At 71.7% G+C, this 12,692-nt stretch carries 9 protein-coding genes; 7 read left to right on the top strand and 2 right to left on the bottom strand.

Annotated features, from left to right (window positions below; genetic code table 11):
- Nucleotides 1–67: 67 nt before the first annotated feature.
- The gene (locus ACFXOM_RS04470; RefSeq protein WP_384930157.1) at nt 68–1,093 is read left to right on the top strand and encodes an NlpC/P60 family protein; all 1,026 of its coding nucleotides are present in this window, start codon (nt 68–70) and stop codon (nt 1,091–1,093) included.
- Between the two features lie 211 nt (nt 1,094–1,304).
- Complete coding sequence (locus ACFXOM_RS04475) at nt 1,305–2,336, top strand: NlpC/P60 family protein (protein ID WP_384930154.1); 1,032 nt, start codon at nt 1,305–1,307, stop codon at nt 2,334–2,336.
- Between the two features lie 1,121 nt (nt 2,337–3,457).
- On the opposite strand, the gene ACFXOM_RS04480 is transcribed toward ACFXOM_RS04475, so the two are convergent.
- Nucleotides 3,458–4,891 (bottom strand): glycosyltransferase 87 family protein, encoded by a 1,434-nt coding sequence (locus ACFXOM_RS04480; RefSeq protein ID WP_385037109.1) that lies wholly within the window; start codon nt 4,889–4,891, stop codon nt 3,458–3,460.
- A 102-nt stretch (nt 4,892–4,993) separates the two neighbouring features.
- Between ACFXOM_RS04480 and ACFXOM_RS04485 the strand changes: the two genes are divergently transcribed.
- Together ACFXOM_RS04485 and ACFXOM_RS04490 are read left to right on the top strand one after the other, a co-directional pair.
- Nucleotides 4,994–6,136, top strand: coding sequence for a glycosyltransferase family 4 protein (locus ACFXOM_RS04485; protein WP_385036934.1), 1,143 nt, complete (start codon nt 4,994–4,996; stop codon nt 6,134–6,136).
- A gap of 281 nt (nt 6,137–6,417) precedes the next feature.
- Nucleotides 6,418–8,043, top strand: coding sequence for a GMC oxidoreductase (locus ACFXOM_RS04490; protein WP_384930146.1), 1,626 nt, complete (start codon nt 6,418–6,420; stop codon nt 8,041–8,043).
- On the opposite strand, the gene ACFXOM_RS04495 is transcribed toward ACFXOM_RS04490, so the two are convergent.
- Nucleotides 8,031–9,827 carry an AMP-dependent synthetase/ligase gene (locus ACFXOM_RS04495; protein WP_384930145.1) on the bottom strand — a complete coding sequence of 599 codons (1,797 nt, stop codon included), beginning with the start codon at nt 9,825–9,827 and terminating at the stop codon, nt 8,031–8,033. The two genes, ACFXOM_RS04490 and ACFXOM_RS04495, sit on opposite strands and share 13 nt — an antisense overlap.
- Before the next feature lie 238 nt (nt 9,828–10,065).
- On the opposite strand from ACFXOM_RS04495, the gene ACFXOM_RS04500 reads away from it, so the two are divergent.
- The 3 genes from ACFXOM_RS04500 to ACFXOM_RS04510 all read left to right on the top strand — a co-directional run bounded on the left by ACFXOM_RS04500 (nt 10,066) and on the right by ACFXOM_RS04510 (nt 12,644).
- Nucleotides 10,066–10,827, top strand: coding sequence for a metallophosphoesterase (locus tag ACFXOM_RS04500; RefSeq protein ID WP_384930143.1), 762 nt, complete (start codon nt 10,066–10,068; stop codon nt 10,825–10,827).
- A gap of 64 nt (nt 10,828–10,891) precedes the next feature.
- Nucleotides 10,892–11,341, top strand: coding sequence for an SRPBCC family protein (locus ACFXOM_RS04505; RefSeq protein WP_384930141.1), 450 nt, complete (start codon nt 10,892–10,894; stop codon nt 11,339–11,341).
- 10 nt (nt 11,342–11,351) lie between these two features.
- Nucleotides 11,352–12,644, top strand: coding sequence for an ArsA family ATPase (locus ACFXOM_RS04510; protein WP_384930138.1), 1,293 nt, complete (start codon nt 11,352–11,354; stop codon nt 12,642–12,644).
- Nucleotides 12,645–12,692 lie beyond the last annotated feature (48 nt).

A 12,692-nucleotide genomic window follows, 5' to 3' on the forward strand; every position in this document is an offset into this window, starting at 1 on the left:
TGTGTGGAGCCGGGGAGTCAACCCCCATCACCCGGCAGGCGGCTCGAGGAAGAAGGAGCTCGCCTTCGTGGCGTCCCACCGTCGACCCAAGCAGCCGAGCCGCACCCGTGTGACCGTGCTCACCGCGACCGCCGCCGCGGCCGTCGCCCTCACGTCCCAAGCAGCCCAGGCCGCTCCCAAGCCGAGCAAGGACGAGGTCAAGGCGAAGGTCGACAAGCTCTACCACGAGGCGGAGAAGGCCACCGAGGAGTACAACGGGGCCAAGGAGCAGCAGACCAAGCTCCAGAAGGAAATCGGTGCGATCCAGGACAAGGTCGCCCGCGGGCAGGACGAGCTCAACACCCTGCGCGACAGCCTCGGTTCGGTGGCCAGCGCCCAGTACCGCTCCGGTGGGATCGACCCGTCCATCCAGCTCTTCCTCTCCTCCGACCCGGACACCTACCTCGACAAGGCGTCCGCGATCGACCAGCTCGGCGCCAAGCAGGCCGCCACGCTGGAGAACATCCAGTCGAAGCAGCGCAGCCTCGCCCAGGAACGCGCCGAGGCCGCACGGAAGCTCGCCGACCTCGAGGACGTCCGCAAGACGCTCGGTGAGAAGAAGGAAAGCTTCCAGGGCAAGCTCGCCGAGGCGCGGGAGCTCCTCAACACGCTGACGGCCGCCGAGCGGGCGAAGATGCAGGAGGACGAACAGCGCGCCAGTCGCGCCGCGGGCGACCGCGTCGACCTCGGCAACGAAGTGCCGGCCTCGCAGCGCGGAGCCGCCGCCCTGAACGCCGCCGCGACCCAGATCGGCAAGCCGTACCTCTCCGGTGCCGAGGGCCCCAACTCCTACGACTGCTCCGGTCTGACGCAGTGGTCCTACCGCCAGGCGGGCGTGAGCATCTCGCGCACCACCTACACCCAGCAGAACGACGGCGTGAAGATCGGCCGCAGTCAGCTCAAGCCCGGCGACCTGGTCTTCTTCAACAACCTTTCGCACGTGGGCCTGTACGCGGGCAACAACCAGATCCTGCACGCCCCGCACCCCGGTGCGAGCGTCCGCTACGAGTCGATGGACTACATGGGGACGTTCCAGTTCGGCGTCCGTATCTGACGACGGGTCCGACCACCCCGCGACGGACGCCCAATCGGGCGAATTGCGGGATCCCTCTCTGACGTACCGCCCCGCCGGTGACCTGTGGGTCTCCGGCGGGGCGTCACTGTCCGTACCCAGTAGGGGTGTTGGCGCCCCCGGTGTTCGCGCCGTTACTCTCTGCCGCGCAGCAGTCGACCGGCTGTGTCCAGCAGAGAGGAGTGCGGCTCCCGTGGCGTCCCATCGCCGATACCCGGCGTCCGGTTTCAACCGTGGTGCGCGGGTCACCCTCCTGTCGACCGCGGCGGCGACCGCCGCCGCCGCGCTCGGTACCGCACCGGCCGAGGCCGATCCGGCGGACACCCCCGAAGCCGTTCGCGCCGAGGTCGACCGGCTGTACGAGCACGCCGAGAAGGCCACCGAGCAGTACAACGAGGCCGGCGAGCGCGCGGACCGGCTGCGCCGGGAGGTCGCGGAAGCCCAGGACCGCGCGGCGCGCGGGCAGGAGCGGATCAACCGGATGCGGAACACGCTGGGTTCGGTGGCCGGTGCCCAGTACCGCTCCGGCGGAATGGACCCCGCTCTGGCGCTCCTGCTCTCGGCGGAGCCGGACACGTACCTGGGCAAGGCCGAAGTCCTCACCCGGCTCGGCGAGCGCCACACCGCCGCCCTGCGCGAGCTCCGGCAGGCCCAGCGCCGTCTCGGCCAGGAGCGGTCGGAGGTGTCCCGCAAGCTCGTCGAGCGGGAGCGGGCGCGGTCCGCGGTCGCCCGGCACAAGCGCTCCGTCGAGGCGAAGCTGGCGGCTGCTCGGCGGTTGCTGAACTCCCTCCCGGCCACCTGGCGCGAGGCGTACGACCGGGCCTCGCGCTCCGGCCGAGCGGGGGTGCTGGACCTGCCAGGCGGTTCCGCGCCGTCGTCGTCGCGGGCCGCCGCGGCCGTGGCAGCCGCCCGCAGCGTGATCGGCAAGCCGTACGTGTGGGGTGCGAACGGTCCGCGCGGCTTCGACTGCTCGGGGCTCACCCAGTGGTCCTACGCCCAGGCGGGCGTCGGGCTGCCGCGCACCTCGCAGGCCCAGCGGTACGCCGGACGCCAGGTGTCGCTGTCCGAGGCCAGGCCCGGCGACCTCGTGACCTACCGGTCCGACGCCAGTCACGTGGCCATGTACGTCGGCGACGGGCAGGTCGTGCACGCCCCCTATCCGGGCGCCAGTGTGCGCTACGACCCGGTGGGCATGATGCCGATCGCCTCGGTGACCCGGCCCTGACCCGGGGACCGTACGATCGGCAGGGTGGCTGGTCAGCGCTTCTTCGGACGCGGGGCGGGACGGCGCGCGGCGTCCCTCACCGCTGCCGGCCTGCTCCTGGCGGTCGGTTGCGCCCGTCCTGCGCCGGACACCACCGCACGTGACATAGGACGCACGCTCGACGCCCGGGCCGCGGCCGTGCTCCGCCACGACGAGGCCGGTTACCTCGCCGCCCTCGATCCGAAGGCCGGGCGGCTGCGCGAGACCGACCGCAGGGAGTTCGAGAACCTCGCGGACGTACCACTGAGCAGCTGGGAGTACCGGCTGGGCCAGGTGCGCCGCTCCGGGCACCGGGCCACCGCCCAGGCCGAGCTGCGCTACCGGATCGACGGGTACGACAAGGCCCCGGTGACGGAGGACCACACCCTGGAGCTGGCCGAGCGGAACGGCCGCTGGTACGTGACCGCCGATCGCGCGGTCCGCGACCGCACCCAGCAGCTGTGGCAGCAGGGCGACGTCGACGTCGTGCGCGGAGCCCACAGCCTGGTGCTCGGGGTGGGGCAGGACCGGGCACGACTGGGGGAGATCGCCGCCGCCGCCGATCGCGCGGTGCCCGCAGTCTCCGCCGCGTGGGGCGAGGCCTGGGCGGGCCGCGTGGTCGTGCTCGTGCCCGCCTCGCTGGACGGGATGGGGCGGCTGCTGGGAGCGCCCGCGGCCGGCTACCGGGGGATCGCCGCGGTCACCACGGGAGAGACCGGGGCGGGTGCGCAGACGCCCGCGGACCGGGTGATCGTCAACCCGGAGGCGTACGAGGTCCTGGGACCCGCCGGCCGTCACACCGTGCTCACCCACGAGACCGCTCACGTGGCGACCCGTGCCCACACGTCCAAGGCCACCCCCATGTGGCTCTCGGAGGGCTTCGCCGACTGGGCCGCCTACCGCAGCACGGGGACCGCCGCCGCCGAGGCCGCCCCCGAGCTCCAGCGGGCCGTTCGCCAGGGGAAGGTCCCGGACGGCCTGCCCGTCGACGCCGACTTCCGCTTCGGCGGGAGCGCCGACGCCCTCGGGCACGCGTACGAGGGCGGTTGGCTGGCCTGCGAGCTGATCGCAGAGCGGTGGGGCGAGGACCGGCTGAGGGCCTTCTACCGGGCGGTCGGTGATGCGGAGCAGCGCGCGGGCGCCGAGGGGAAGGCGCTGCACGACGTGCTCGGCACGACGCCCGAGGAGTTCACCGCGGCCTGGCGGGGGTTCCTGCGGGAGCGGCTGGGCTGACGGCGGGGGGCCGTTCCGCGGCGGTGATCCGGGAGCAGTGCTGTTCCGCAGGACCACCCGTGCCGACCGTCAGGAGTCGAGCGGCTCCTTGTCACGGGTCGGCCGGGCCGTCGCCCGTCGCCCGTGGCCCGTGGCACCGTGCCCGTCCACAGCCGGTGGCAGGCGAGCAGGGTCGCGGCGACGAGGAGCGCGTTGCGGACCGCCAGCACCGCGACGCCCCGCGGATCGCCGACCACGACGTGTTCGAACCAGACGGGGAACTCCAGGAACGTGACCCCCGTGGCCGCGAGCACCAGGCACCCCGGCAAGGCCATGCGGCTCGATCGGAACGCGAGGGCCACGGCGGCCAGTCCCACCAGCCAGATCAGGTACTGGGGACTGATCACCCTGCTCGTCGTGACGAAGAGCAACACTGCCGTCAGCGCCGCGTCGGCCGGCGTCGCAGCCGTGAAATCCCGGGCCCGCAGTCGCCACACCACGAGCCAGCAGAAGCCCAACGCGGTCAGCACCAGGGCCGCCGCACTCACCAGCGGGACGTACGGGCCGAGGAACTCGACCGAGCCGTAGTTCAGCTGCACCCGCCCCTCCCAGCCGGTGTACCGGGCCGCGTGGAGGGCCAGCGCGCCCAGTGACTCGATCTCGGTGCCCCGGTCGCGCTGGAAGGAGAGGAACGCCAGGGCACCGGGCATCGCCGCGGTGCAGAGCAACAGGAGAGCGACTCCGGCGGCGACCGCGCCGGTCCACGAACGCCGGGTCGCGGTCCCCGGCCGCACTCCGGCCAGCAGCAGCAGCGGCCACACCTTCAACAGCGCCCCGAAGGCCGCCAGCGTGCCCGCGAGCCCGGGCCGCCGGGCGCTGGCGAAGACGGCCGCGACCGCCACCGCCGTGACCATCAGGTCGTAGCGGGCGTAGGCGGTCGGGCCGAGCAACGGAACGCCCACGACCCAGACCCACGCCCCCCGCGACGTCTTGCCTGGGCGCCGCCCGGCGTGGAGGAGCAGACCGTACACCGCCGCGTCGCACACCAACGCCAGGACGAAGAAGGCGGGCGCGTAGCCGAGGAACGGCAGGAGGGCGGGGGAGAGGACGGCGAGGGCGGCGGCGGGCGGGTACTGCCAGGTCACGTCGTTCAGGGGGTACGTCCCGGTCTTCAGTACCTCGGACCAGCCCTGGTAGATCACCGCGACGTCGCTGGTCACGTCGGGACCCGGGAGGAGCAACACCTTGAAGACCCACAGCAGGAGGAGGGCCCTGGTGAGCATCCACGGGGCGACGGAAAGGCCCGCGCCGACCGCGCCCTTCATGGAACACCTCCAGCCGTTGCGCGCCGTCACGGGGTGCCATGATGCCCGGAACGACCACGGCCGGGCGATGAGGCGTGGCCGCCGTTGGTACTGTCGGCGGCGATGGACAAGACCCTGATCGTGACCAACGACTTCCCGCCGCGGCCGGGCGGCATCCAGGCGTTCCTGCACAACATGGCGCTGAGGCTGGACCCCGAGCGGGTGGTCGTCTACGCGTCCACGTGGAAGCGCACGCGCGAGGGCGTCGAGGCGACCGCGGCCTTCGACGAGGAGCAGCCGTTCACCGTCGTCCGCGACCGCACGACCATGTTGCTGCCCACTCCGCGCGTCACCCGGCGTGCCGCGGGGCTGTTGCGGGAGCACGGCTGCACGTCGGTGTGGTTCGGTGCTGCCGCACCGCTCGGCCTGATGGCTCCCGCCCTGCGCAGGGCGGGAGCGAGGCGTCTGGTTGCCACCACGCACGGCCACGAGGCGGGCTGGGCCCAACTGCCCGCCTCCCGCCAGCTGTTGCGCCGGATCGGCGAGGGCACGGACACCATCACCTACCTCGGTGAGTACACCCGGTCGCGGATCGCCGGCGCGCTGACCCCGGAGGCGGCGGCGCGCATGGTGCAGCTGCCACCGGGCGTCGACGAGAAGACCTTCCACCCGGGCTCGGGTGGCGACGTGGTCCGCGAACGGCTCGGGCTCTCCGACCGCCCCGTGGTCGTCTGCGTCTCCCGGCTCGTCCCGCGCAAGGGCCAGGACACCCTGATCCTCGCCATGCCGGCGATCCTCGCCGCGGTGCCGGACGCGGTGCTGCTGATCGTCGGCGGCGGCCCCTACGAGGCGAAGCTGCGGGAGCTGGCCCGTTCCACCGGCGTGGCCTCGTCGGTGCACTTCACGGGGTCGGTCCCGTGGGAGGAGCTGCCCGCGCACTACGGTGCCGGCGATGTCTTCGCCATGCCGTGCCGCACCCGTCGCGGCGGACTCGACGTGGAAGGGCTCGGCATCGTCTATCTGGAGGCCTCGGCCACCGGACTTCCCGTCGTCGCGGGTGATTCCGGCGGCGCCCCGGACGCGGTCCTCGACGGGGAAACGGGGTGGGTCGTCCGCGGGGGCGTGCCCGAAGAGTCGGCGGAGCGGATCACCACCCTGCTGGAGGATCCGGAGCTGCGCCGCCGCATGGGCGAGCGGGGGCGCGCCTGGGTCGAGGAGAGGTGGCGTTGGGACCTCCTCGCCGACGAACTGAGGAGCCTGCTGTAGGCGTTGCCGGCCGCGGGGCGCCGGATGGTGCCCGGGAGGGCCTACGGGTGGTCTTCGGGCCGGTCCGCTGCGTGTGAAGGGTGCGTGCGGCCGCCGGGGCGCGCCCTTCGGCGGCGATCGCGGTCGACCGGGCCGGCGTCCACGGGGATGACCCGCGAGCCGTGTCCCTCGTGTCACCCGCACATCCCGTGCCCCTGGCGCAAACGGCGCCCTTGCGCTGCCGCGGGATTTCCCGTGCGCAGCGCATGGGCGGAATCGAATATTCCGCCCATGCTGGGCGCATGACATCAAATCTGACGCGCCGTCATCTCCTGGGTCTCGGCGCCCTCCAGACCGCAAGTGCCCTCGGGCTCACCCGGATCGGTGCGGTCCCCGCCGCCCGGGCTGAGACGCCCGGGGCCGCCGCCGACCACACCCCCGCCCTCGTCATCGGCTCCGGTTACGGCGCCGCGGTCACGGCTCTACGGCTCGGTGAGGCGGGCGTCCCCACCCTCGTCCTGGAAATGGGCCGGCTCTGGGACACCGCGGGACCCGACGGGAAGGTCTTCTGCTCCACCACCACGCCCGACCAGCGTTCCATGTGGTTCCGCACCCGCACCGAGGCGCCCCTCGCCCAGTTCCTCTGGCTCGACGTCGTCAACAAGAACATCAGTCCGTATCCCGGCGTCCTCGACCGCGTCCGGTTCGCCGACATGTCCGTCTACGTGGGGCGGGGCGTCGGCGGAGGATCACTGGTCAACGGCGGCATGGCGGTCACACCGCAGCGGGCGTACTTCTCCGAGATGCTGCCGGGCGTCGACGCGGACGCCATGTACGACACCTACTTCCCCCGGGCACGCCAGATGCTCGGCGTCAACACCGTCAATCCGGCCTGGTTCGAAGCGACCGAGTGGTACCGCTTCGCCCGGATCTCCCGCAAGCACGCGTCCAAGGTCGGCCTGAAGACCGTCTTCGTGCCCAACGTCTACGACTTCGGATACATGGAGCGCGAAGCCGCCGGCCAGGCGGTGAAGTCGGCTCTCGCCGGGGAGGTGATCTACGGCAACAACCACGGCAAGCGCAGCCTCGACCGGACCTACCTCGCCGCGGCCCTCGGCACCGGTCGGGTCACCGTCGAGACGCTCCACCGGGCACGGGCGCTGCGGCGACAGTCCGACGGGCGCTACGTCGTCACCGCGGACCGGATCGACCTGGCGGGCAAGGTCGTCGCCACCCGCGAACTCTCCTGCGACCGGCTCTTCCTGGGGGCCGGCAGCCTCGGCACCACCGAACTGCTGCTGCGCGCCCGCGAGACGGGGGTGCTGCCCGACCTGAGCGACCGCGTGGGGACCGAGTGGGGCGGCAACGGCAACGTGATGACGGCCCGCGCCAACCACATCTGGGACACCGTCGGGGCCCACCAGGCGACGATGCCGGTCCTCGGCATCGACGACTGGTCCAATGCCGCCAACCCGGTCTTCGCCGAGATCGCCCCGCTGCCGATGGGCTTCGAGCACTGGATCAGCCTCTACCTGGCGATCACCAGGAACCCGGAGCGGGGCACGTTCACCTACGACGCGGCCACCGACTCCGCACGCCTCAATTGGACGCGGGCGCAGAGCCAGGTGTCCGTGACCGCGGCGAAGAAGCTGTTCGACCGCATCAACCTGAGGAACGCCACGATCTACCGGTACGACCTGTTCGGCGGCAACAAACCCTTCGCCGACGACTTCACGTACCACCCGCTCGGGGGTTGCGTCCTCGGGCGCGCCACCGACGACTACGGCCGGGTCCGCGGGGCGCCCGGACTGTACGTCACCGATGGCGCCCTCATCCCGGGCTCCATCGGAGTCAATCCGTTCGTCACCATCACCGCGCTCGCCGAACGCAACATCGAACGTGTACTGGCCGAGGACTACGCCCGGTAGATGGCCTCGATCTCGTCGGCGAAGTCCTTGGCCACCACGTTGCGCTTCAGCTTCAGCGACGGCGTGATGTGACCGGCCTCCTCCGTGAACTGGGAGGTGAGGATGCGGAATTTCCGCACCGATTCCGCCTTGGAAACCGCAGCATTGCCCTCGTCCACCGCCCGCTGGACCTCCGCCAGCAGATCGGCGTCCTCGCGCAGCGACGCGGCCGTGGAACCGGCCGGCTTCCCGTGCTCGGCGGCCCAGCGGGCCAGGAACTCCTCGTCGATCGTGACCAGCGCGCCCACGAACGGCCGCCCGTCACCCACGACCATGCACTCGGCGACCAGCGCGTTGGCCCGGATGCGGTCCTCGATCACCGCCGGAGCGACGTTCTTGCCGCCCGCGGTCACCAGGATCTCCTTCTTCCGGCCCGTGATCGCGAGGTATCCGTCCTCGTCCAGGGTGCCGATGTCACCGGTGTGGAACCAGCCGTCGGCCAGCGCGTCCGCCGTCGCCGCCTCGTTGTTCCAGTACCCGGTGAAGACGTGCTCGCCGTGCACCAGGACCTCGCCGTCGTCGGCGATCCGTACCACCGAGCCCGGCAGCGGCTGGCCCACCGTACCGATCTTCTGGCGGTCCCACGGGTTGAACGCCGTCGCCGCACAGGTCTCGGTGAGACCGTAGCCCTCCAGCACGGTGAAACCGATGCCGCGGTAGAAGTGGCCGAGCCGCTCGCCCAGCGGGGCACCGCCGGAGATCGCGAATTCGCCGCGGCCACCCAGCACCGCGCGCAGCTTGCTGTAGACGAGCCTGTCGAAGACCTTGTGCTTGAGCTTCAGCACGAACGGCACACCCTGCGGGGCGTCCAGGGCACGGCTGTACGCGATCGCCGTGTCCGCGGCCTTGTCGAAGATCTTGCCCTTGCCGTCCGCCTGCGCCTTCGCCCGGGCGGTGTTGTAGACCTTCTCGAAGACCCGCGGCACACCGAGGATCAGGGTCGGACGGAAGGAAGCCAGCTCGTCCGTGAGGTTCTTGATGTCCGGTGCGCAGCCCAGCTTGATCGGTGCCATGGCGGGCGCGAGCGCGACCATGCGGCCGAAGACGTGCGCGGCCGGCAGGAACAGCAGCACGGAGCTGTGGCCGGTGCGGAACAGTGGCTTCAGACGCTCCACCAGGTTGCCGCACTCGGCGAAGAACGCCCGATGGGTGAGGACGCAGCCCTTGGGGCGGCCGGTGGTGCCCGAGGTGTAGACGATCGTCGCCGGATCGTCAGCCTTGGCGACGGCGCTGCGCTCGTCGACCGTCGCGTCGGGGACCTCGGCGCCGGTCGCGGTCAGCTCCTCTACCGCGCCGCGATCGATCTGCCAGACGTGCTCCAGGGCGGGCAGTCCGGCCCGCACCGACTCCACGGCGGCGGCGTGCGCGTCGCTCTCCACGACCACCGCGACCGCACCGGAGTCACCGAGGATCCACTGCACCTGCTCGGCGGAGCTGGTCTCGTAGACCGGCACGGTCACGCCACCGGCGCTCCAGATCGCGAAGTCGAGCTGCACCCACTCGTAGCGGGTGCGCGACATCAGGGCGACGCGGTCCCCGGGGCGGATGCCGGCGGCGATCAGACCCTTGGCCGCGGCCCGCACCTCGGCGAGGAACTCGGTGGCCGTGACGTCGGTCCAGGTGCCCCCCGTCTTTCTCCCCATCACCGCGACATCCGGGTGCTGCGTGGCATTGCGGCGGATGAGATCCGTCAGATTGCCGTCCGTGGGGACCTCGTACAGGGCCGGAAGGCTGAACTCGCGCAAGACTGCTGCTCCTCATCGGGCGCCGGCGCCACGGCTCTGTGTGAACGCACCGGGGACTGCCCGGACGTTACCCATCAGTACACGGTTCCGGGTAGGGGGTCCCGGCCAGATGTTCTCTGCGTCACACCGGTGCGGCGCTGCACCGGGAACTCTATTCCACACGGCGGACGGGCCCGAAGGTATCCGCAGGTCCGGCCTGCCCTACCCACGATCCTCCGACGACTCTAGGGTGATCGGCATGCGAGTTCATGTGGTCAGTGACGTGCACGGGAACAGTGAAGATCTGGCCAAGGCGGGAGACGGTGCAGACGCACTGATCTGTCTCGGGGACCTGGTGCTCTTCCTCGACTACGCCGACCACTCGCGGGGGATCTTCCCCGACCTGTTCGGCGTGGAGAACGCGGACCGGATCGTCGAGCTGCGCACGGCGCGCCGCTTCGAGGAAGCCCGCGAAATGGGACGACGGCTCTGGGCCGGGCTCGACCGGGAGACGGTGATCGTCGCGGCCGTGCGCAAGCAGTACGCCGAGATGTTCGCCGCGTTCCCCACCCCGACGTACGCGACCTACGGCAACGTGGACATCCCGAGCCTGTGGCCGGAATACGCGGGAGCGGGCACCACCGTCCTCGACGGCGAGCGCATCGAGCTGGACGGGCGGGTCTTCGGGTTCGTCGGTGGCGGACTGCACTCCCCGATGCGCACGCCGTACGAGATCTCCGAGGAGGAGTACGCGGCGAAGGTCGAAGCCCTCGGCGACGTCGACGTCCTGTGCTCGCACATTCCGCCGGAGGTGCCCGAACTCACCTACGACACCGTCGCCCGTCGCTTCGAGCGGGGCAGCCGCGCACTGCTCGAAGCGATCCGCAGGACGCGCCCCCGGTACTCCCTCTTCGGGCACGTGCACCAACCGCTGGCGCGGCGGATGAGGATCGACGCGACCGAGTGCGTGAACGTCGGGCACTTCGCCTCGACCGGGCGGCCCTGGGCCCTGGAATGGTGACCCGCCCGGCGCGGTAGATTGCACACCGCAACCCCGTCCGGCGGTCACTGGAGGAGTCACGGCGATGGCGGAACACACCAGCTCGAGCATCACCATCGACGCGGCACCCGCCGAGGTGATGGGGGTGATCTCCGACTTCGCTCGGTATCCCGAGTGGACGGGCGAGGTGAAGGAGACCGAAGTCCTCGAGCAGGACGCCCAGGGACGTGCGCTGCAGGTCCGGCTGGTGCTCGACGCCGGTGCGATCAAGGACGACCACACCCTCGCCTACACCTGGACCGGTGCCGACGAGGTCTCCTGGACGCTGGTCAAGTCCCAGATGCTGCGGGTCCTGGACGGTTCCTACGTCCTGAAGCCCGTCGAAGGCGGCGAACGCACCGAAGTGACCTACCAGCTGACCGTCGACGTCAAGATCCCGATGCTCGGGATGATCAAGCGCAAGGCCGAGAAGGTCATCATCGACCGCGCCCTGGCCGGCCTGAAGAAGCGCGTCGAGTCCGGCCCCACCGTCTGACCGCCCCTTGATGCGCACCGTCCTCGTCACCGGGCCGGGAGGCTCGGGCCGCACCACCGTCGCCGCGGCGACGGCGCACGCCGCCGCGCGCCGCGGGAAGCGGACCCTGCTGCTCTCGGGCGAAGCCGACGCACTGGTCGGGGCGAGTGCGGGAACCGTTCCGACGCAGGTGGGCGACGGTCTCTGGCTCGCACGCACCGACTCCGGCACGCACTTCCGCACGGAGGTGCTGGCCTTGCAGGAGCGGTGCTCGGCCGCGCTCGACCTGCTCGGCGCCCACCGGTTCGAGGAGGCGGAGCTGACCGAACTCCCGGGGAGCGAGGAGTTCGCCCTGCTGCACGCACTGCGCGGGCTGCGGGGCGCAGACTGGGACGTCGTGGTCGTCGACATGCCTCCGGTGAGGGACGCCATAGGGCTGCTCGCGCTGCCGGAGCAGCTACGGCGCTACCTGCGCCGGATGCTGCCTCCCGAGCGGCAGGCCGCCCGTGCGCTGCGCCCCGTCCTGGCCCAGCTCGCCGGGGTGCCGATGCCCGCACAGTGGCTGTACGAGACGGCCGCCCGCTGGGAGAAGGAGCTCGCTGCGGTCCAGGACCTCGTGACGGACCGGAACACCACCGTCCGCCTCGTGGCCGAGCCGGGCCCCGCCGCGGAGGACGCCGTGCGCACCGCGCGGCTGGGCCTCGCCTTGTACGGGCGGGACGTCGAGACCCTCGTGGCGAACCGGATCCTCCCGGCGGAATCCCCGGACCCCTGGCTCGCGGCGCTCCGCGTCCAGCAGGAGAAGGTCCTCCACGGGTGGTACACGGATCGCCCGGCGCAGTCCGCGGTGTGCGAGGTGCGGCACCTCGGCCGCGACCCGCGCGGAGCGGACGACCTCGCGGCCCTGGAGGCCTCGTCGTTCGGCGGGGTCTTCGGTACCGACGGCATACCTGGCGGATGCGCCGCCGACACCGGTCTGGCAGCCGGTCTCGCCCCGCTGGAACCGGGGCGGGACGACCCCTGGGTCATCCAGCAGCAGGACGAGGACCGCGGAGCGGAAGCGCCCGGGGACGCCGCAGCGTTGTCCCCGGGCGCGGAGCGCGGAGAGCTGCACTGGGTGCTTCCGCTGCCCGGGGCCGTCAAGGAGGAGCTACAGCTGCTCCGCCGCGGGGACGAACTCTTCCTCGGCGTCGGCCCGTTCCGGCGGATCCTGCCGCTGCCGTCCGCCCTGCGCCGTTGCACGGTCTCCGGCGCGGGACTGCGGGACGGGCTGCTGCGGGTCAGGTTCACTCCCGACCCCGCACTCTGGCCGCGCGGACGCTGATCGACCGCCGCCGTTCGGGTAACGTCGACGGTACGAAGTCCTTTCCGA

It is taken from the genome of Streptomyces sp. NPDC059169 (genome assembly GCF_042755225.1).
Classification (GTDB): domain Bacteria; phylum Actinomycetota; class Actinomycetes; order Streptomycetales; family Streptomycetaceae; genus Streptomyces.

Excerpts from the sequence above, each read along its gene's own strand:
- ACFXOM_RS04485 (WP_385036934.1), top strand. The coding sequence starts at position 4,994 with ATGGACAAGACCCTGATCGTGACCAACGACTTCCCGCCGCGGCCGGGC.
- ACFXOM_RS04500 (WP_384930143.1), top strand. The coding sequence starts at position 10,066 with ATGCGAGTTCATGTGGTCAGTGACGTGCACGGGAACAGTGAAGATCTG.
- ACFXOM_RS04505 (WP_384930141.1), top strand. The coding sequence starts at position 10,892 with ATGGCGGAACACACCAGCTCGAGCATCACCATCGACGCGGCACCCGCC.
- ACFXOM_RS04490 (WP_384930146.1), top strand. The coding sequence starts at position 6,418 with ATGACATCAAATCTGACGCGCCGTCATCTCCTGGGTCTCGGCGCCCTC.
- ACFXOM_RS04480 (WP_385037109.1), bottom strand. The coding sequence starts at position 4,891 with ATGAAGGGCGCGGTCGGCGCGGGCCTTTCCGTCGCCCCGTGGATGCTC.
- ACFXOM_RS04510 (WP_384930138.1), top strand. The coding sequence starts at position 11,352 with ATGCGCACCGTCCTCGTCACCGGGCCGGGAGGCTCGGGCCGCACCACC.